Consider the following 19,564-nt stretch of genomic DNA (forward strand, 5'->3'; position numbering starts at 1 on the left):
CCTAGAGATTCGGCGCCGACCGAATGTTGGCCGCCAGAGGGGAGCAGGTGGTCGTGCCGTCGCGTCTGCACTTCGGGGAGGACGACTTCCTGCGCTGCCGCTTCGCGGTGTCCCCGCTGTGGGAGACGCAGGAGGTGGTGCGCACCCTCAAGCGGCCCGAACGGCAGGGGTATCACGCGCACTGGCTGCGCCGGATGGAGAAGGTGGCGGCAGGCCTCGACCTCACGGACCTGTGGCTGCTGATGCCGCGCCGGGGGCACTGCCCGGACTGGCTGTGCCCGCCGCCGATCGGTCCTGCGGCCACGTTCGAGGAGGAGATCGCGGCGGTGCGGGCGAGCGACCCGGCAACCGCCCGCGCCGACACCGCCAAGTCGCTCGCCGACACCCCGGGCGCCCTCGACTCGCCGCAGGCCAGGCGGTGGCTGCGGGATCCGGCCGGGATGGTCCGGGAGCTGGCGGACGCGATGGAGGAGGTCTGGCGCACGCTCGTCGCCCCGGACTGGCCCCGCCTGCGCACCCTCCTTGAGGCCGACGTCGCCTTCCACTCGCGCCGGCTGGCCGAGGTCGGGCTCGGCGGGCTGCTGCCCGAGATCAACCGCCGGTTCGGCTGGCAGGCCGGAACGCTCACCGTCGACATGAACCTGGAGCACGAGCGGCATCTGGGCGGACAGGGCCTGATGCTGATGCCGAGCGTCTTCATCTGGCCGGACGTCGTCAGCACCTTCGAGCCGCCCTGGCAGCCGACCCTCGTCTACCCGGCCCGCGGCATCGGCGGCCTGTGGGCCGAGCCGGCCGGCCGCACCCCCGACACCCTGGTACGGCTGCTCGGCCGCGGACGCGCCACCGTCCTGGCCGCCCTCGACGAACCCGCCTCCACCGGCGCCCTCGCCCACCGACTCGGACTCGCCCCGTCGTCGGTCTCGGCCCACCTGACACTGCTGCGGGAGGCCGGGCTGCTGACCGCGCGGCGGTACGGCCATCAGGTGCTGTACGAGCGGACGCCGCTGGGGATCGCGCTGGCGTCGGGGGACGACTGACGGCGGCCATGTCGGTTCCGTATCCGTAGATCGCTTTATGGGACGATCACTGACGTTCCGTCACCTTCGCCCCAGGGAGCGGCATGTCCCGGCTGATCCACACCCTCGCGGCTCTCGCGGTCCTCGGGCTCGCGGCGGGCTGTTCGTCGTCCGGCGTCGACGAGGCCTCCGTCGCCGGCGCCGCCTCCGGTAAGGCGCGCGCCAAGACCTCCACCGCCTTCTGGGTCGACCCGGAGAGCCCGGCCGCGCAGCAGATCGCGATGTGGCAGCGCCAGGGACGCAAGCAGGACGCCGAACTGCTCGGCCGGATCGCCGACGAGCCCGTCGCGCTGTGGCCGGCCGGCGAGATCGCCCCGGGCCCCGCCGTGCGGACGGCGACCGCGTCCGCGAGTTCGCAGGACCGGACGGCGCTCTTCGTGGCGTACGACATCCCGCACCGCGACTGCGGTCAGCACTCGGCGGGCGGGGCGGCGGACGCGGACGCCTACCGGGCCTGGATCGGGAAGTTCGCGGATGCTCTCGGTGACAGCAAGGCGCTCGTGGTGCTCGAACCGGACGCGGTCGCGCACATCGTGGACGGCTGCACGCCGGGTGAGTACCACGAGGAGCGCGAGCAGTTGCTGGGCGAGGCGATCGACCGGCTGAAGCAGCAGCCGAACACCAAGGTGTACCTCGACGCCGGCAACCCGTCCTGGATCCGCGAGCCCTGGAAGCTGGTCGACCCGCTCAAGCGCGCGGGCATCGACCGGGCCGACGGCTTCTCGCTGAACGTCTCCAACTTCCAGACCGACGACCGCACGACGAAGTACGGCCTCCAGCTCTCGCGCGACCTGGGCGGCAAGCACTTCGTCGTCGACACCAGCCGCAACGGCAACGGGCCGATGCCGGGCGCCTGGTGCAACCCGCCGGGCCGCGCGCTCGGCACCAGGCCGACCACCGACACCGGCGAGGAGGCCCTGGACGCCTACCTCTGGGTCAAGCGGCCCGGGGAGTCGGACGGGACCTGCGAGGGCGGTCCGGACGCGGGGCAGTGGTGGCCGGAGTACGCCCTGGAGCTGGCACGCAACTCCAAGGCGTAGCACCGGCGTTCGGCCCTTCGGTCCTTTGTGTCGAGGACGTCACTTCACCTGGATCCACTTGGCCTCGGACGGCGTGCCCTGCGCGTCCGTGACGAACAGCATGTACCAGCCGGGCGGCACCAGGGCCGGGTCGTTGGGCACGTCCACCGTCACCGCGTGCGCGTCCTTGGTCAGGCCGAGTTCGATGGAGCGCTGCTCGACGTCGGTCGTGTGGGTGACCGCGCTGGGCCGCATCAGCCGGGCCTTGACGACCCGCTCCGGGTGATCGGTCCGGTACGTCGCCCGGTGGTGCCGGTCGAGTTGCTGCGGGCCGTCCTCCAGGACCGGCCTGGTGCTGCCGCCCCGGTGCACGGCGGGCGGGGTGAAGATCTCCATGCGCTGCTCGAAGTGGCCCAGTTTCGTGTTCTGTTGGTCGTCGAAGAGCGGGTCCGAGCCGAAGGTGACGACCCGGCCGTCGGGCAACAGCAGTGCCTCGGAGTGGTAGTTGCGGCCCACCGCGGGGTCGGCCGCCTCGTGGAAGGCGTTGGCCTTGGGGTCGTAGAACTGCGCCTTGAGGATGTTGCTGGCGCCGCGCCCGCGGTAGTCCTCGGAGCCGTTGGTCGTGAACACCGAGTCGTCCGGCATGATCACGCTGTTCAAGTACCGCGTGCCCTGCGGGAGGTTGGGGCCGTCCTTGAAGGCGGGGTTGTCCTTCTTCAGGTCGACGACCGCCGTCCGGGGCGTCGACCGCTTGGACTCGCCGACCCCTCCGCCACCCATGATCATCACCTTCTGGTCCTGCGCGGGTGGCAGGAGCAGGGAGGAGGAGGTCTCGGTCTCGTCGGGGTCGCGCAGGCCCGGCACCTTGGTGAAGGTGTTGGTCTTCAGGTCCCACAGCCCCGGCTCGCGGCCCTTCTCGGCGGGCCCGTAACCGGCGTTGGAGGCCGGGTAGAAGAGCTTGCCGCCCTTGGTGAGGAAGAGGGCGGGGTACGTCGGGAAGTACCGCTTCGGTCCCGGCGACCACTTCTTGGTCTTCGGGTCGTAGTACTCGTTGTCACCGGGGTCGATGACGCCGACGTCGTCCAGTCCGGAGACGGCGAGGACGCGTCCGTCGTCGAGGCCGACGAGGGTCGGGTACCAACGGGCCTTCTGCATCGGGTCGACGGGGATGTACCGCTCCGCCCTGGGGTCGAACTCGTAGGCGGCGCGGATGCCTTGGAAGTCCTGCTTGTCGAGCGTGATCTTCTCGCTCAGCCCGTACGTGTTGTTGGCGTCCTTGCCGGTCAGGCCCTCGATGTCGTACTGGGACTGCTTGTCCGTGGCGGACAGCGGGCCCGTCTCGACGGCCTCGACGAAGACGCGGACCTCGCTCGCGGTCACGCTGGTGCGCCAGGGCTGCATCACACCGCGGGCGTTGTAGGTGACCTTGAAGGCACGCTTGGCCTTGGGCACGGTGACGTCGAAGCGGCTGACGTACTCGACGCCGGCCGGCGACCTGAACCGGGTGCCCTTCTTCAGGAACATGGCCTTTTCGGGGTTCTCGTTCTTGACCCGCATCCCGCCACCGGCCCGCTTCACCTCCCCGTCGAGCCGCTCGTAGCGGGCGGTGCCGCCGGCCACCAGGAGTCTGCCGTCGGGGAGTTGGGCGTGGCCCGAGCAGAAGAAGTCGTCGGGGGTGGGGATCTTCTTGAAGGTGTTGGCCTTCGGGTCCCACAGGACGGTGTCGAAGGACCCCTTGTCGAACTTCTTCTGCTCGTTGCCCGACCCGGCCACGATGAGCACTTTGCCTGTGTGCAGGAGCGCCGCGTGGATGGCGTTGGTGCGGTACTGCTCCGGGATGTCGATCTGACTCCAGGAGCCGTACTTCGCCTGGTACTCGGGCCGCGAGATCTCGTACTCGTGGTACTTCTCGCTCGCGAAGTCCAGGGCGGCCGGGGCGTTCAGGCCCGCCAGGACAGCGATGCCCCCGATCCCCAGGACGGTCTTCTTGGTCTTCTGGGACGGCTGGTAGGCCATGGCCTAGTTGCCTCCTGTCGCGGAGCCGGAGACGGAGGAGCCGGCCGCGCTGGTCGCCAGGGCCGGTTCGGCGCCCTCGACACTGAGCGGGGTCCGGTGCGGCGACTGCCGCGCGCGCCGCTCCTTGAGCAGCGTGGAGCACCACACCCCGACCGGCGCCAGGGCTATCGCCATGGCCAGGACGGCCCAGGTGCGCATGGCCGCGTGGGTGTGGTTCAGGACGACGGACGCGGCCAGGGAGGTGCCGAGGAAGGTCGCCCAGAAGAGATGGATACGGAAGGTCGCCAGCCGGTCCGCGCTGGCGTCGCCGCCCTTGGGGGTGACGACGAAGCGGGAGGGGCGGCGGATGATGGCCTCGCCGAAGGACTTGAGGTAGATCGGCGCGGACAGGGCCGACATCGCCATGCCCGCCAGTCCGCCCGATCCCTCCGGTTCGTGCGGGGAGACGTTGTGGCGACGGTTCCAGAGGTAGAGCCCGATCTGGAGTGCGGCGGCGTCGCTGTAGAGCATCAGCCACACGGACGCGGCGACCTGGGTGCCGGACGCGCCGAACCAGAGGAAGAGGAAGCAGCTCATGATGCCGAGGAACCAGTTGACCGCCGTCATCGGGTAGTACACGAGCATGAGGGTGTAGGAGAACAGCCGCCCGGGAGGCATCGTGAACGGCGCCTTCCAGTACTGCTTGAAGAGCGTCTCGTAGGTCCCCCGCGACCAGCGCATCTGCTGCGTGAAGAAGTCGGTCCAGGAGGCCGGGCCCTCACCGGTGGCCAGGACGTCGGGCGTGTAGACGGACCGCCAGTGGGTGCGGGTGACCGGGTTCCGGTGCCGGTGGATCTCGAAGCCGGTGGCCATGTCCTCGGTGATGGAGTCGAACAGTCCGCCGATCTGCTTGACGGCCGCGATCCGTACGACGTTGTTGGTGCCGACGAACATGGGGGCGCGGTAGCGGTTGCCGGCGCGCTGGATGAGGGCGTGGAAGAGGAACTGCTGGGACTCGGCGGCCTTGGTGACGGGGTTGTGGTAGTTCCCGTACACCTGGGGCCCGACGACGAAGGCGACGTCCGGGTCCCGGAAGTACCCCATCATCCGCAGCAGGAAGTCCGGGTGCGGGATGTGATCCGTGTCGACGGAGGCGAAGAACTCGTACTCGTCGCCGTGCATCGCGATCCACGCGTTGTAGTTCCCGTGCTTGGTACGGGCCTTGTGGACACCCTTGGGCCGGTTCCACTCGGCAACCCCGTGCCGGGTGAAGTGGCGCACGCCCAGCTCGGCGCAGAGCGCCTTGGCCTGCTCGTCGTCCCCTTCGTCGAGGAGCCAGACGTCGAGGGGCCCGGTGTGCGTGATCCTGACCGCGCCTTCGAGGGTGGCGCGGACCATGGAGAGGGGTTCCTTGCCCGGGACGTAGGTCGTGAGGAAGGCGACGCGGGTGCCGGGTGCCGGGACGACGGGGACGGGGTCGCGGGCGACGAGGGTGGCGTGGGCGACGGAGGCCACGTTGACGACCATGAACAGCTCGATGAGGCCGATGGCTATCAGCATCGCGATGTCGAGTCCGACCATCCACTCCTGACCGCCCTCGCGCTCCACCCAGTGGGTGGGCCACACGAGGTAGACGAGCAGGGCCGCGGTGAGCAGCGGCGCGAGGCTCATCAGCAGGACGGCACGTATTCGGTGGGGCTCGCGCGACAGGAGCGAGGTGTACTGCACCCGGTACGCCCCGGCGGACGGCTCGGTGAGCGGTCCGGCGAGTCGGCTGTGGGTGTCGTAGTCGTAGCCCTCCGGCCGCACAGCGCCCTCCAGTGAGTGAGGAATGATCGGCGATCTTGTCCGATATCCATACAAAAGAGGACATTTGTGGGCGTGTCGAACTGGGGGCGGCCAGGTGGGCGTATGCGCCATGCCGCCGCCGGCGGCGGGGGCCGGAGCGCCGACTGTCCGGTGGGTGGGTCGGGGGCGTGGGGGTGCGTTGGGACCAGCTGAGCGGCGGCCTGCGACGCACCCCCACGCCCCACTCCCGTGGTCGGGCGGCCGCGGGTGCGTGCGGGTCCCGCAGAGGTCGACGCCGGCCCGCGTCTGTGTCTTTCAGCCCGTCCGGCGTTTGAGGACGAGGCCCCTTCAGGGCCGATGGGGGCCGGGGCGGAGTCCCGGTGGGGGTGAGGGGGCGGAGCCCCTGGGGATGGGACGGGTAGGGGCGGCGGGGGCGAGGAAAGCCCGGTCAGCGGCGGGCCGTTCGGCGGAGGCGATGGCGGACCGCCCGTTGGGCAACCGGCCCGAGTTCCTCCAACGCCGAGACCAGGAGCCCGAGTTGGTCAAGAGCGTCCAGTGCCGAATTCGCCCCGACCGCATCCACCCCCTCGTACAGCTCCATCCCCACGAACGACGCCGCGACCGCCCGAGCCAACCCCGCCGGGTCCACGAACTCCCCCACCGGCGAGCCCCCAAGCACCCTCACCAGCACCTTCTCGATCTCCGCGATCCACAGGTCCAGCCCCGCCGCCGTGGCCGGCCCCAGCGCCTCGTTAGTCTGCGCCCCGGCAAGCAGTTGGCCGAGGAGCGCGACATGCCCCCCGTCCCGCTCCGCCTCATGCATCTCCCGCCCCACGACAAGGAGTTCCGACAGAGACGTCACCGCGTCGAACCGCTCCCGGTAGCGACCAACCGCCTGCTCCGCCCCGTACCGACAGGCCGCCGCCAACAGCTCGTCGACAGACCCGAAGTGGTAGAAGACCAGCGCCTGGTTCACCCCCGCCGCCGCCGCGACACTCCGCGCCGACGTCTTCGCGATGCCCTGCTCGGTGAGCGTCCGCAACGCCCCCTCCAGCAACTTCGTCTTCGTCTCCACCGACTTCACCGAACTCGCCGACTTCATCGATTTCGCCGGCCTCGCCGTCTCGGGGCTCACGCGCGCGACTCCTCCCGGACAGGGCGAAGACCAGGCCGCACACCACAGGTACGGATGTCCGTGTACGTCGCCCGGAACGACCCCTCGTAACCGAACAGCGGCCCGAAGTACCTGTTGACCACGCGCACCCGGATGCGGAAGCGGTCGGTCGTGTCGTCGTACGACTCCCGGACCTCCGCCGTCGCCCCGATCAGTTCGGGGACGCGGACGTCCACCACCCCTTCCCTGAACCGGTGTTCCCCGGAACGGATCAGCAACGACCCGTCCGGCTCGGCGCGGAAGTGCAGGTCGCTGGCGAGGTGCTGGTGGGTGCCGAGGTAGTCGAGGACACGGTCGCCCTTGGGGCTCAGCACCATCTGGGCGTCGAATCGGCGGGGGCCGGCGGGGAGGTCGAAGGTGCGCACGAAGGTCACCGTCTCACGGCCGAAGCTGTCGACGTAGGGGACGTTCTCGATCACGAAGGGCACGTCCCGCCCCTCACGCGGGACGAGGATGTTGCGTGTGGCGCCGAGCGCGAGGAACGGCTTCACGAATGCCCCGCCGTGCCAGATACGGCCCATGACGCCCCGCCCTATGCACGCCTCCCCGCTCGCCAGGCCTACCGAGAAACGGCGCTGGAGGTGGGGGTGCAGGCGGTCGAAGTCCGCGCCCATGACCGTACGGAAGATGGATGGGTTCGTCATCGGGGGCTCTCCGAGTTCTCCAGGCCGCCCGAGTTGCCCAAGCCGTCCAAGGTGGCGAGCAGTCGAGGTGCACGCGTGCGTGCCGGTCTGCGCAGGCAGCGGCGGGCCGCCGGGGTGGTGGGGAGTGGGGGTGCCAGGAGCGCCAGGGAGAGCAGCACCAGCGCCAGCAACGGCATCGCGTAGAAGAAGAGCGGGGCGAAGGGGCCCGTCAGCCGCAGCAGCCCTCCGTAGCCGAAGCCCGTGCACGCAAGGACGATCGCCATGGCCCGTGCCGACAGCTCGGCCAGCCAGTTCCGGCGTGCGCGCTCCGGTGTGATCCCTCGTTCCAGCCACAGCCGGAGCCGGTCGAAGGACCATGCCGTCGCCCAGCCCATCAGCGGGCGGAAGAAGACGCGATCGGCGGCGGTGCCGACGACACCCCAGCGGGGGCGGTAGTCGTAGCCGGTGAGGAAACGGACCCCGTCGCCGTCCGGGACGTAACGCCAGTACCCGCTCCCCTCCGCCAGCAGCGAGAGGCGGCTGGGAGAGGAGAAACGAAGCGCCGAGGTACGCGTGCCGTCCGGGCGTTCCTTCTCGCCGGCCGAGACTCCGGTACCGGCGACGGCGAGGAAGGGCAGCACGCGCGTGGCATAGCGAAAACGCTGGGGCTCGCCCTCCGCGCGCGGGAGGTAGGTGATCTCGGTGAAGCGCAGGTCCCAGCGCTGATGGAGGGAAGGGTCCTGCGTGCGGGCCCAGAGGTCGTCCAGGGAGGCGTTGATCCGCGCCTCTATGTAAAGCCCCGCGTTCCGCATGCGCATCCCCCCGCGTTTCATGTTTGAGCGGTCGCTCAAATTCGCTGGACAGGAAATTACACCTCTTTGAGCGATCGCTCAATCGCATCGCCACAAGAAAGCCCCTGCCCGGGTGGGCAGGGGCTTATCGCGTCAACTGGCCTGGCTACTCCGCCAGGTGTCGCTCCACCGTCGCCACCTTGGACGTGAGTCCGTCGGTCACGCCGGGGCGGATGTCCGCCTTGAGGACCAGGGAGACACGGGGTGCCCGCGCCTCGACGGCGGCGACCGCGCGCTTGACGACGTCCATGACCTCGTCCCACTCGCCCTCGATCGACGTGAACATCGCGTCGGTGCGGTTGGGCAGGCCCGATTCGCGGACGACGCGGACGGCGTCGGCCACGTACTCGCCGACGTCCTCGCCGACGCCGAGGGGGGACACGGAGAAGGCGACGATCATGCGTTCACGATTCCTTCCTGGCGCGCGCGGGAGGCGATGACCTCGGCCTCGGCGGCGCGCTTGAGCTTGCGCTCGGCGAAGAAGCCGCCGGTGGGCAGGACCGAGAGGACGAAGTAGAGGGCGGCGGTGCGGGGGCCCCACTTGGTGCGGTTCCAGGCGTCGGCCCAGAAGAGCACGTACAGGATGAACAGGATGCCGTGGACAAAGCCCATCGGCCGCACCGCGTCGAAGTCCGTGGTCCGCTTCAGGACCGAGCAGACCAGCAGGAGCAGGAAGGAGACGGCCTCGGGGGCCGAGACGAGGCGCAGGCGGCGCAGGGCGGAGGCGGTCTTGAGGTCCACGGGTCACCTTCGGTGGGAGACAGGTCGCTCTTTGTGAACGGAAGCACAAGCGTTCGTCCATTCTGACAAACACTCCCCCTAGGGGTGCGGTCAGGGTGCCTCTCCACCCCCGGGCCCTGTTCGGCGGCCCGACCCGGCGGTTACCTTCGCTGCGTGGCGATGTTCCGACTTCAAGGCAGCAAGGTGCTCGCCGTCGACATGACCGGGGATGCCGTCAAGGCGAAGAACGGCTCGATGGTCGCGTACGACGGGCAGATGGCCTTCAAGAAACTGAGCGGCGGCGGTGAGGGCCTGCGGGGGATGGTGACGCGCAGGATCACCGGTGAGCAGATGACCGTGATGGAGGTGCGGGGGCAGGGGACCTGTTGGTTCGCCGACCGGGCCTCGGAGATCAATCTCGTCGAGCTCCGGGGGGACAAGCTGTACGTGGAGTCGAGCAACCTGCTCGCCACGGACGCGGGGCTCAGGACGGGCACGACCTTCACGGGGATGCGCGGCGCCTCGCAGGGCAACGGGCTGTTCACGACGACCGTGGAGGGCTCCGGGCAGGCGGCGATCACGTCGGACGGGCCGGCGATCGTGCTGCGGGTCAGTCAGCAGTACCCGCTGATCGTGGACCCGGGGGCGTACATCGCCCATCAGGGCAATGTCCGGCAGTCCTTCCAGTCCGGCGTGACCTTCCGCACACTGTTCGGGGAGGGCGGCGGCGAGGCCTTCCAGATCCGGTTCGAGGGGGACGGGCTGGTGTACGTACAGCCGAGCGAGCGGAACACGATCGCGGGGGACGTGTGACATGACCTTCCGCGAGATCAATTCGAAGATGGTCGAGGCGACCGTGCTGCCCGGGCAGCGGGTGTTCAGCCAGCGGGGCGCGATGCTCGCCTACAAGGGAGACGTGTCCTTCACGCCCAATGTGCAGGGCGGGCAGGGCGGGGTCATGTCGATGATCGGGCGGCGGGTGGCCAATGAGGCCACGCCGCTGATGACCGTCGAGGGCAGCGGGACCGTGCTGTTCGGGCACGGGGGGCATCACGTCCAGGTCATCGGGCTCACCGGGGACACGCTCTACGTGGAGGCGGACCGGCTGCTCGCCTTCGAGGGCACGCTGCGGCAGGGCACGATGTTCATGGGCTCGCAGGGCGGCGTGATGGGCATGGTGCGCGGGCAGGTCACCGGACAGGGGCTGTTCACCACGACGTTGCAGGGGCAGGGTGCCGTCGCCGTGATGGCGCACGGCGGTGTCTTCGAGATCCCGATCACCCCGCAGCGACCGGTGCACGTCGACCCCCAGGCCTACGTCGCCCACCACGGCGACGTCCGCAACAAGCTGTCCACCGCGCTCGGCTGGCGCGACATGGTCGGCCGCGGCTCGGGCGAGGCCTTCCAGCTGGAGCTCAGCGGCAGCGGTGCGGTGTACGTCCAGGCGTCGGAGGAGAAGCTGTGACCACCTACCCGGGGGCGGGACCCACGGTCTTCGACCCGATGACGCTGCCGGTCGACGACAACGTCAACAAGTACACCTTCTGCGTGGAACTCAAAGGGAGCCAGTGGTTCCTGCAGAAGGGGAAGATGATCGCCTACTACGGCTCGATGGAGTTCAACGGCGTCGGACACGGCCGCCTGGACCGTCTTGTCCGTACGTCCTTTCATTCGCCTCTGCACGCCAGCGACTGGGTCGTGGCGGAGGGTTCGGGCAAGATGCTGCTCGCCGACCGGGCCTTCGACGTGAACTCGTACGACCTGGAAGACGGCAATCTGACCATTCGCTCGGGCAACCTCCTCGCTTTTCAGCCAACTCTCGCGCTGAAGCAATCGATCGTGCCCGGTTTTCTGACACTCATCGGAACCGGAAAGTTCGTGGCCGCCTCGAACGGTCCGGTGGTGTTCATGGAACCCCCGATCCGGGTCGACCCGCAGGCGCTCGTCGGCTGGGCCGACTGCCCCTCGCCGTGCCATCACTACGACCACGCCTACATGACAGGTGTAATGGGCGGTCTACGTGCACTGACGGGCATCGGCGGGGCCTCCGGGGAGGAGCACCAGTTCGAGTTCGTGGGGGCCGGCACCGTGCTGCTCCAGTCCACCGAGATCCTCATGGCCGAGCAGGCCACGGGGGCGGTTCCGCAGCAGGCCGGAGTGCCGGGACATGGCGGACCCACAGGTCCCGGACAGCAAGCCGGCGCACCGCGCCTTCCCGGACAGCTGGGGGACCTCCAACGTCGCTTCGGGCTGTGAGCGGTAGTCTGCGGAGTGTGACGTCGAACGCGTGCGCACCGTCACACCGCCCTCACTAGTTCGCATTTCAACATTTTAGGTAGACTTCATTCATGGAGACCGAGACGGCCACGCGCTGGCTGACCGATGCGGAGCAGTGCGCCTGGCGCACCCACCTGGAGGTCAACAGGCTGTTGACGTATCAGCTCGAGAAGGACCTCCAGCCGTTCGGCCTGACGATGAACGACTACGAGATCCTGGTGAATCTCTCCGAGTCGGAGGACATGCGGTTGCGGATGAGCGACCTCGCCGCCGCCACCCTCCAGTCCAAGAGCCGCCTCTCCCACCAGATCACCCGCATGGAGAACGCGAACCTGGTCCGGCGCGAGAACTGCGAGTCGGACCGCCGCGGCCTCTACGCGGTCCTCACCGCGCAGGGCCTGGAGACGATGAAGAAGGTCGCGCCCCATCATGTGGCGTCCGTGCGCAGGCACTTCATCGACCTCCTCTCCCCCGAGGCCCTGGCGGAGCTCGACAAGGGGCTGAAGCCCATCGCGGATCATCTGCGAGGGCAGCGGGGCCGGCCCTGACGGCCCCGACTCTCTCAATCGACTAGCGGCAGGCGGAGCTCGAACAGGGCTCCGCCTGCCGGTGCGTCGCGGACCGTGAGCGTGCCGCCGTGGCGCAGGGCCACGTCCCGGGCGATGGCCAGCCCGAGGCCGGCCCCGCCCTCGTCCCGGCCGCGGGCGTCGTCGAGCCGTACGAACCGCTCGAAGACCCGCTCCCGGTCCCCCACGGGCACCCCGTCCCCGTCGTCGGCGACGGACAGCACCGCCCACCTCCCGTCCCGCCGCACGGACACGGTGACCGCCGACCGGGCATGCCGCTGGGCGTTGTCGAGCAGATTCCCGAGCACCCGCCCCAACTGCCCCCGCGATCCGCCCACTTCGACCGACTCCGCCTCGACACTCACCCCTTCCCGCCGGGCCGCCTCCTCCCCCGCCAGCGCCCCCAGGTCGAACCGCCCCTTCCCCGGCCGCTCCCCCGCGTCGAGCCGGGCGAGCAGCAGCAGGTCGGCGGCGAGGGACTGCAGTCGTACGGTGTCCTCGACCGCGCCCGTCACGTCCAGCAACTCGGGGTGGGCGGCGCCCACTTCGAGCTGGGTGCGCAGGGACGCGATCGGGCTGCGCAGCTCGTGCGAGGCGTCGGCCACGAACCGGCGCTGCCGCTCCACGGAGGTCTCCAGGGCGGCCAGCGTCTCGTTGGTGGTCCGGGCGAGCCGGGCGACCTCGTCGTGCGTGCCCGGCACCGGCACCCGCCGGGCCAGGTCCGCGGAGGCGGTGATCGCGGCCATCTCGCGCCGGATGCCCTCGACGGGCCGCAGGGCGCGCCGGGTGACCAGCCAGGTCACGCCCGCGACGACGGCGAGCAGCAGCGGGAAACCGATCAGCAGGGCGGTCAGCGCGGTGCTCACGGCGCTCTGCTCGGCGGCCAGTTGGGCGCCGGCGTAGACGGTGAGCAGCCCCTTGCCGGGGACCTCCACGCGGACGGCGGCGAAGCGGTAGTCGGTGCTGTCACCGTCGATCGTCGCGGAGCCGGCCGCGTAGGAGACCTCGTCGTCGATCTCGCCGGGTTCGAGTGCCGAGTCGTCGTCGCGGCCGTCGCCGCCGTGGTCGTCGCTCTGATCGTCGTCGGCGTCCTCGCCCGTGCTCGCCGTGGCCGACGGCTGCGGCCGTACCGCGCCCGTGCCGGTGCCCCCGATCCGCTCCAGGCCCTCCGTGGCCGCCACGAGCCGCCCGGCGCCGTCGACGACCTGGACCGGCTCCTCGTCGTCGTCCAGGGACAGTCGGGCGTACGCCGTCCCGGCGGCGAGGTCGGCCGCCACGTTCCGTGCGGTGCGCTCGGCCTGGGTGTCGGCCTGGTCGGTGAGGTTGGACCGCAGGGACAGCAGTACGGCGACCCCGGCCGCGACCAGTGCCACGGCGACGACGAGGGTGGCGCCCAGGGTGGCCCGGGCCCGCACGGAGCCGAAGAGGCGGCTCATCGCGGGCTCTCCAGCCGGTAACCGGCGCCGCGCACCGTGGAGATGAGCCCGGCGCGCAGCTTGCGGCGCAGGGCGCTGACGTACACCTCGACGATGTTGGGATCGCCCTCATACGCGAAGTCCCAGACGTGCTCCAGGATCTCGGCCTTGGACACCACCGCGCCGGCCCGCACGACGAGGTGCTCCAGGACGGCGAACTCCTTTGTCGTCAGCGTCACTTCCTCGTCCGCGAGGTGGACCCGCCGGGCTGCGGTGTCGACCCGCAGATCACCGAGGACATGGACGGGCGAAGCCCCGGGACCCTGGCTCCGGCGCCGCAGCAGCGCCTTCACCCGGGCCACGAGGACGACGTACGAGAACGGCTTGGTGAGGTAGTCGTCGGCGCCCGTGTCCAGCCCCTCCGCCTCGTCGTACTCGCCGTCCTTGGCGGTCAGCATCAGGATCGGCACCTCGTGGCCCGCGGCGCGCAGGGCGGCGCAGACGCGGTAGCCGTTGAGGCCGGGCAGCATGATGTCGAGGATCACGAGGTCGTACGCGTCCTCACCGGCCCGGTGCAGGCCCTCGCGGCCGTCGTGCACGACGTCCACGGCGTATCCCTCGGCGGTCAGACCCTTGGCGAGCGACAGGGCCAGCCGCTTCTCGTCCTCCACGATCAACAGGCGCATGTCCTACAGGGTCGCAAAACGAACCTGAAGATCCCTTCAGGCGGCTTCAGCGTCTCCTCAGCATCGGTTCGCGAAGGTGAGGGTGTCGAAAGCGACGTGACTCGGGAGGAAACACCATGAAGCGCAACATCGTGATCGCCACCGTGACGGCCGCCGCCCTGCTCGGAGGCGGCACGGCCACGGCTCTCGCCGTGACGGGGGACGACGGTGGGCGGCAGACGGCGGTTCGAGGGAGCGGCGACGACCGGGACAGCGGTGACAAGGGGGACGACGCGGGCTCGGACGACGACGGTGGGCGGGACGACGACGGTCGCGATGACGCGGCTCCGGTCGTGCGGTCCGGGGATGTGACGGCCGCCGACGCGATCGCCGCCGCCTTGCGGGACACGCGGGGTACCGCGGTCTCCGCCGACTTGGACGACGACGACCGTCGGGGCGGGGCGACCGTGTGGGACGTGGACGTCCTTGCCGGGAACGGGAGTTGGCACAGCGTGCGGGTCGATGCCGGCAGTGGCGCGGTGCTCGGCTCGCACACCGAGGACGAGGACGACGCCGGTCAGGTGCGGGCCGCGCTGAAGGGTACGTCCGTGACGGCGGCCGAGGCCGCGCGGGCCGCGGCCGCCAAGGGCACGGTGACGTCGGTGGACCTGGACGACGACGCCCGGTCGCAGGGCTGGGAGGTCGAGACCCGTACGTCCGCCGGCAAGGCCGACCAGGACTGGCTGGTCGACCTCCGCACGGGGAACGTCACGGTGGACCGGTCGGACGACTGACGACGCCGGTCATTCGGCCTCGGTCCCGCTCAGCGCCGGTCGGCAGCAGGTTGCCCGTCCGGCGTCTGAGGCCGTTCAAGCCGAACGGGGTTCCTGTGGCGCCGTCCCCAGCCGCTGACGGGACGACGGGTGAGGGTGGCGGGGGCGAGTACCGCCACCCCCGCCACCACGAAGCACGCCCCGAGCGGCAGCCGGCCGATCAGCAGGCCGGCCGCCATCGCCCCGCCCGAACTCCCGGCGTTGACGCCCGTGTTGATCCAGGCTCCGGCCCGCGTCCGGGCCCCCGGCGCCGCCGTCTCGTCCGCCAGCAGGTACGCCGTCGTCAGCGCGGGCGCGACGAAGACACCGGCGCAGGCCACGGCCGCCGCGAGCGTCCACAGCCCGGGCGCGAGGCCGGCCGCGGCCAGGGCAAGCCCCAACCCCACCGCCAGCCGGGGCAGTCGTACACGTGCGGGGGTACGCCAGTCGACGGCGCCGTTGAGCAGGCCGCCCACCGCGCTGCCCGCCGAGAGCGCCGCGAGCACCCAGGCGGCGGAGTCGGCGCCGAGGTGGCGCTGCTCGGCGAAGGCGACGACGAGGAGATCTACGACGCTGAGCGAGAGGCCGACGCCGGTCGCGACGACGACGGGTTGCAGGAGCGCCCGCCCGTCCACCGGCGAACTCTCCCTCTTCCGGGGTGACTTGGGGCCGGCCCCAGGCCGGGACTCCGGGCCGGAGTCCCGGTGGGCGGCCCGCACCCCGCCCACCGCCGGTGACGTCACGAAGGCCAGCGTGCCCACCGCCATCAGCACCGCGCTCAGCAGCACCCCGGCGGCCGGGGAGGCGAACCCCACCACCACGCCGACCAGCAACGGGCCGGTGACGAAGAGGAGTTCCTCCGCGACCCCGTCCAGGCCGTACGCGCGCTGCAACATCCCTCGCTCGGGGACGAGTTCGGCCCACACGGCACGCATGGTGGGGCCCAGCGGGGGCGCGCAGGCGCCGGTGACGGCGGCGATCACGCCGAGCGCCACCGCGGGTGTGCCGGGGCGCCAGGTGGCCGCCGCCAGCACGCAGAGCAGTGCCGCGTACAGCAGCGCCATGGGGGTCAGCGCGCGGCGCGGCCCGTACCGGTCGACCAGGGCCGCGCGGTACGGCATCAGGAAGACGCCGGTGGCGCCGAACAGGGCCATGACCGTGCCGGCCACGGCGTAGGACCCGGTCGCCCGGGTCACGGAGAGCATCACGGCGACCGAGACCACGCCGTAGCAGAGCCGCCCGACGAGGGCGGCGAGGAAGGTACGGCGGGCATGGGGGATGCGGAGAACGGCGGCATACGAAGGCCGCGGAGATGACGACGCGGACATGAGAAAGGTTCCTCAACTGGAGGCAACGAGGGGACGCCGAGGGACCGCGAAGGCGACATCCATGGGTGCCGATCGCGGGCCGGGGCGGGCCCTATGCCAAGAGGAGGAACACGTGGGGCAACCTAACAGCGGGGGGCGGGGGTCGACCAGGGCTTTCCGACCAGGCATGGTCAACACCGGCGCCGGCCATCGCCCTAGGGGCGCGGGGAACTGCGCGACCAGCCACGACAAACCCGCACTCGCCACACCACCGCACCCGGCAGACGAAAAGGCGCCCCCACACCCGGGTCACCCCCGAGTAAGCCCCGCCACCAACTCATCCGCCGCGCGATACGGATCCAGCTCCCCGGCAACGATCCGTTCCGCGAGAGCGCCAAGGCGGCGGTCTCCGTGGAGGTCTTCGATGCGTTCGCGCAGGGCTGTGACGGCGATGGCTTCCACCTCGCGGGCGGCTCGGGTGCGGCGGCGGTCGGTGAGGACGCCTCGCTCCTCCATCCAGGCGCGGTGTTTCTCCAGGGCCTCGACGACCTCGTCGATGCCTTCGGAGCGGGCGGCGACCGTCTTGACGATGGGTGGGCGCCAGTCGCCGGGGCCACGGGACTGGCCGAGGCCCAGCATGTGGTTGAGCTCGCGGGCGGTGGCGTCGGCGCCGTCGCGGTCGGCCTTGTTGACGACGTAGACGTCGCCGATCTCCAGGATTCCGGCCTTCGCGGCCTGGATGCCGTCGCCCATGCCGGGGGCCAGGAGGACGACGGAGGTGTCTGCCTGGGAGGCGATCTCCACCTCCGACTGGCCGACGCCGACCGTCTCCACCAGGATCACGTCGCAGCCCGCCGCGTCCAGGACGCGGATCGCCTGCGGGGCCGCCCAGGCGAGGCCGCCGAGGTGGCCGCGGGTGGCCATGGAGCGGATGTAGACGCCCGGATCGGAGGCGTGGTCCGACATGCGGACGCGGTCGCCGAGCAGGGCGCCGCCGGAGAAGGGCGAGGACGGGTCGACGGCCAGGACGCCGACCCGTTTGCCCTGCTTGCGGTACGCGGTCACCAGGGCCGCGGTGGACGTCGACTTGCCGACGCCCGGCGAGCCGGTCAGACCCACCACGTACGCGTTGCCCGTCAGTGGCGCCAGGGCCGCCATGACCTCCCTGAGCTGCGGGGACGCCCCCTCCACCAGGGAGATCAGCCGGGCCACGGCCCGTGGCCGGCCTTCCCTGGCCTGGGCCACCAGAGAGGAGACGTCCTGCATCACAGCTCCGTTCAGCGAGAGTGGGGGCGACCGATGGGGTGGGAGGAACTCCCGCTCAGGACTTGGTTACCCGAACGATCAGTGCGTCACCCTGTCCCCCGCCACCGCACAGCGCCGCCGCGCCGACCCCGCCGCCCCTGCGCTTCAACTCAAGCGCCAGGTGCAGGACGAGCCGGGCGCCCGACATGCCGATCGGATGGCCAAGGGCGATCGCGCCACCGTTGACGTTCACCCTTTCCGGGGACACCCCGAGGTCCTTCATCGACTGGACCGCGACGGCGGCGAACGCCTCGTTGATCTCGATCAGGTCGAGGTCGGAGACGTCCAGGCCCTCCTTCTTCAGGGCGTGCAGGATGGCGTTGGAGGGCTGGGACTGGAGGGAGTTGTCCGGGCCCGCCACGTTCCCGTGGGCGCCGATCTCCGCGATCCACTCCAGGCCCAGCTCCTGCGCCTTGGTCTTGCTCATGACGACCACGGCCGCCGCGCCGTCCGAGATCTGCGAGGCGGAACCGGCGGTGATCGTGCCGTCCTTGGTGAACGCCGGACGCAGCTTGCCGAGCGACTCGACCGTGGTCTCCGCCCGGATGCCCTCGTCCTTGCTGAAGACGACCGGCTCGCCCTTGCGCTGCGGGATCTCGACCGGGGTGATCTCGGCCTCGAAGAGGCCGTTCTTCTGCGCGGCGGCGGCCCGCTGGTGGGACTGGGCGGCGATCTCGTCCTGTTCCGGGCGGGCGATGCCGAGCCGGGTGTTGTGCTTCTCCGTGGACTCGCCCATGGCGATGTTCTCGAAGGCGTCGGTGAGGCCGTCGTACGCCATCGCGTCGAGCATCTCGATGGCGCCGTACTTGAAGCCCTCACGGGACTTGGGGAGCAGGTGGGGGGCGTTGGTCATGGACTCCTGGCCACCCGCGACGACGATCTCGAACTCACCTGCACGGATGAGCTGATCGGCGAGCGCGATGGCGTCGAGGCCGGACAGACAGACCTTGTTGACGGTGAGCGCCGGGACGCTCATCGGGATGCCCGCCTTGACCGCGGCCTGGCGTGCCGGGATCTGCCCTGCCCCGGCCTGGAGCACCTGGCCCATGATCACGTACTGCACCTGGTCGCCACCGATACCCGCACGGTCGAGGGCGGCCTTGATCGCGAAGCCACCGAGGTCGGCTCCGGAGAAGGACTTCAGCGATCCGAGCAACCGCCCCATCGGGGTGCGGGCACCCGCGACGATCACGGAAGTCGCGCTGTTCGTTCCAGACATGAGGTGCGATCCCCTTCCAGCTTGCACAGCCGAGGAGTGAACGAGGGTTTACTTCGAATGTACTGAGCGGTAGTACACCCCGTCATCGGGCCGTCGGTGTGATCGCGCGCACGTTGCGTAACCACACCGGGCGCGCTGCACTGACTCCATGCTGACTCGAATCGACCACATCGGGATCGCCTGCTTCGACCTCGACCGGACCGTCGAGTTCTACCGGGCCACGTACGGCTTCGAGGTCTTCCACTCCGAGGTCAACGAGGAGCAGGGCGTCCGCGAGGCCATGCTCAAGATCAACGAAACCTCCGACGGCGGCGCCTCCTACCTGCAGCTCCTGGAACCGACCCGCCCGGACTCGACCGTCGCCAAGTGGCTCGACAAGAACGGCGAGGGTGTCCACCACATCGCTTTCGGTACGGCGGACGTCGACATGGACTCGGCCGACATCCGCGACAAGGGCGTACGCGTTCTGTACGAAGAGCCGCGACGCGGCTCCATGGGGTCACGAATCACGTTCCTGCATCCAAAGGATTGCCACGGTGTACTGACAGAACTGGTCACTTCGGCGCCTGTTGAGTCACCTGAGCACTGACCCTCGTACATAAGGGCCGGTAGGGTTGGGGGCGGTCGCCGCCGGAACGTGGGCGGCCGGGTCCTGCCTTCGTCGGCGGGACGGAGCCGGGGTCCGGGTTTCGGGGGGCGAGCGTCGGGCAGCAGCCCGTGCTCCGCCGTTGATCTGACACCATTCCCCGGGG

20 protein-coding genes are annotated in these 19,564 nt (G+C 70.4%); 8 read left to right on the forward strand and 12 right to left on the reverse strand.

From position 1 onward, the window contains the following. Positions 1-53: 53 nt before the first annotated feature. Positions 54-1,037 carry an ArsR/SmtB family transcription factor gene (locus tag M2283_RS35685; protein ID WP_280880630.1) on the forward strand — a complete coding sequence of 328 codons (984 nt, stop codon included), beginning with the start codon at positions 54-56 and terminating at the stop codon, positions 1,035-1,037. Between the two features lie 83 nt (positions 1,038-1,120). Then, the gene (locus tag M2283_RS35690; protein WP_280880631.1) at positions 1,121-2,116 is read left to right on the forward strand and encodes a glycoside hydrolase family 6 protein; all 996 of its coding nucleotides are present in this window, start codon (positions 1,121-1,123) and stop codon (positions 2,114-2,116) included. A gap of 39 nt (positions 2,117-2,155) precedes the next feature. Here M2283_RS35690 and M2283_RS35695 read toward each other — a convergent pair whose 3' ends face one another. The 7 genes from M2283_RS35695 to M2283_RS35725 all read right to left on the reverse strand — a co-directional run bounded on the left by M2283_RS35695 (position 2,156) and on the right by M2283_RS35725 (position 9,267). After that, positions 2,156-4,111 carry a kelch motif-containing protein gene (locus M2283_RS35695; protein WP_280880632.1) on the reverse strand — a complete coding sequence of 652 codons (1,956 nt, stop codon included), beginning with the start codon at positions 4,109-4,111 and terminating at the stop codon, positions 2,156-2,158. A gap of 3 nt (positions 4,112-4,114) precedes the next feature. Then, a complete protein-coding gene (locus M2283_RS35700; protein ID WP_280880633.1) occupies positions 4,115-5,899 on the reverse strand; it encodes a glycosyltransferase family 2 protein in 1,785 nt (594 codons plus the stop codon). 427 nt (positions 5,900-6,326) lie between these two features. Continuing rightward, complete coding sequence (locus tag M2283_RS35705; protein WP_280880830.1) at positions 6,327-6,980, reverse strand: TetR/AcrR family transcriptional regulator; 654 nt, start codon at positions 6,978-6,980, stop codon at positions 6,327-6,329. A gap of 29 nt (positions 6,981-7,009) precedes the next feature. After that, positions 7,010-7,696 carry a DUF4166 domain-containing protein gene (locus M2283_RS35710; RefSeq protein WP_280880634.1) on the reverse strand — a complete coding sequence of 229 codons (687 nt, stop codon included), beginning with the start codon at positions 7,694-7,696 and terminating at the stop codon, positions 7,010-7,012. After that, positions 7,693-8,487: a hypothetical protein gene (locus tag M2283_RS35715; RefSeq protein ID WP_280880635.1), complete on the reverse strand. Its 795-nt coding sequence runs from the start codon at positions 8,485-8,487 to the stop codon at positions 7,693-7,695. Before M2283_RS35715 ends, M2283_RS35710 begins: the two co-directional genes overlap by 4 nt. Positions 8,488-8,632: 145 nt before the next feature. Continuing rightward, positions 8,633-8,926: an MTH1187 family thiamine-binding protein gene (locus M2283_RS35720; protein ID WP_280880636.1), complete on the reverse strand. Its 294-nt coding sequence runs from the start codon at positions 8,924-8,926 to the stop codon at positions 8,633-8,635. Then, on the reverse strand, positions 8,923-9,267 hold the full coding sequence (locus tag M2283_RS35725; protein WP_280880637.1) for a DUF3817 domain-containing protein: 345 nt from the start codon (positions 9,265-9,267) through the stop codon (positions 8,923-8,925). Before M2283_RS35725 ends, M2283_RS35720 begins: the two co-directional genes overlap by 4 nt. A gap of 159 nt (positions 9,268-9,426) precedes the next feature. Between M2283_RS35725 and M2283_RS35730 the strand changes: the two genes are divergently transcribed. From M2283_RS35730 to M2283_RS35745, 4 genes are all read left to right on the forward strand, one after another. Continuing rightward, on the forward strand, positions 9,427-10,059 hold the full coding sequence (locus M2283_RS35730; protein ID WP_280880831.1) for an AIM24 family protein: 633 nt from the start codon (positions 9,427-9,429) through the stop codon (positions 10,057-10,059). A 1-nt stretch (position 10,060) separates the two neighbouring features. Continuing rightward, positions 10,061-10,711: an AIM24 family protein gene (locus M2283_RS35735; RefSeq protein WP_280880638.1), complete on the forward strand. Its 651-nt coding sequence runs from the start codon at positions 10,061-10,063 to the stop codon at positions 10,709-10,711. Next, the gene (locus M2283_RS35740) at positions 10,708-11,502 is read left to right on the forward strand and encodes an AIM24 family protein (RefSeq protein WP_280880639.1); all 795 of its coding nucleotides are present in this window, start codon (positions 10,708-10,710) and stop codon (positions 11,500-11,502) included. The genes M2283_RS35735 and M2283_RS35740 overlap by 4 nt, the downstream gene beginning before the upstream one ends. A 92-nt stretch (positions 11,503-11,594) precedes the next feature. Beyond that, complete coding sequence (locus M2283_RS35745) at positions 11,595-12,071, forward strand: MarR family winged helix-turn-helix transcriptional regulator (protein ID WP_280880640.1); 477 nt, start codon at positions 11,595-11,597, stop codon at positions 12,069-12,071. Between the two features lie 14 nt (positions 12,072-12,085). Here the strand turns inward: M2283_RS35745 and M2283_RS35750 are convergent, their stop codons facing one another. Both M2283_RS35750 and M2283_RS35755 read right to left on the reverse strand, forming a co-directional pair. After that, a complete protein-coding gene (locus tag M2283_RS35750) occupies positions 12,086-13,525 on the reverse strand; it encodes a sensor histidine kinase (protein ID WP_280880641.1) in 1,440 nt (479 codons plus the stop codon). Then, complete coding sequence (locus tag M2283_RS35755; RefSeq protein WP_280880642.1) at positions 13,522-14,190, reverse strand: response regulator transcription factor; 669 nt, start codon at positions 14,188-14,190, stop codon at positions 13,522-13,524. Before M2283_RS35755 ends, M2283_RS35750 begins: the two co-directional genes overlap by 4 nt. A gap of 116 nt (positions 14,191-14,306) precedes the next feature. On the opposite strand from M2283_RS35755, the gene M2283_RS35760 reads away from it, so the two are divergent. After that, positions 14,307-14,963, forward strand: a complete 657-nt coding sequence (locus tag M2283_RS35760) for a PepSY domain-containing protein (protein WP_280880643.1) — start codon at positions 14,307-14,309, stop codon at positions 14,961-14,963. A 29-nt stretch (positions 14,964-14,992) separates the two neighbouring features. Here the strand turns inward: M2283_RS35760 and M2283_RS35765 are convergent, their stop codons facing one another. The 3 genes from M2283_RS35765 to M2283_RS35775 all read right to left on the reverse strand — a co-directional run bounded on the left by M2283_RS35765 (position 14,993) and on the right by M2283_RS35775 (position 18,812). Further along, positions 14,993-16,309, reverse strand: coding sequence for an MFS transporter (locus M2283_RS35765; RefSeq protein ID WP_280880644.1), 1,317 nt, complete (start codon positions 16,307-16,309; stop codon positions 14,993-14,995). A 288-nt stretch (positions 16,310-16,597) separates the two neighbouring features. Next, positions 16,598-17,554 carry a methylmalonyl Co-A mutase-associated GTPase MeaB gene (gene meaB / locus M2283_RS35770; RefSeq protein ID WP_280880645.1) on the reverse strand — a complete coding sequence of 319 codons (957 nt, stop codon included), beginning with the start codon at positions 17,552-17,554 and terminating at the stop codon, positions 16,598-16,600. 55 nt (positions 17,555-17,609) lie between these two features. Further along, the gene (locus M2283_RS35775; protein WP_280880646.1) at positions 17,610-18,812 is read right to left on the reverse strand and encodes an acetyl-CoA C-acetyltransferase; all 1,203 of its coding nucleotides are present in this window, start codon (positions 18,810-18,812) and stop codon (positions 17,610-17,612) included. A 148-nt stretch (positions 18,813-18,960) separates the two neighbouring features. On the opposite strand from M2283_RS35775, the gene mce reads away from it, so the two are divergent. Further along, positions 18,961-19,401: a methylmalonyl-CoA epimerase gene (mce, locus tag M2283_RS35780; RefSeq protein WP_280880647.1), complete on the forward strand. Its 441-nt coding sequence runs from the start codon at positions 18,961-18,963 to the stop codon at positions 19,399-19,401. The last annotated feature ends 163 nt before the right edge of the window (positions 19,402-19,564 follow it).

This window comes from Streptomyces pseudovenezuelae, assembly GCF_029892565.1.
In the GTDB taxonomy this organism is placed as follows: domain Bacteria; phylum Actinomycetota; class Actinomycetes; order Streptomycetales; family Streptomycetaceae; genus Streptomyces; species Streptomyces pseudovenezuelae_A.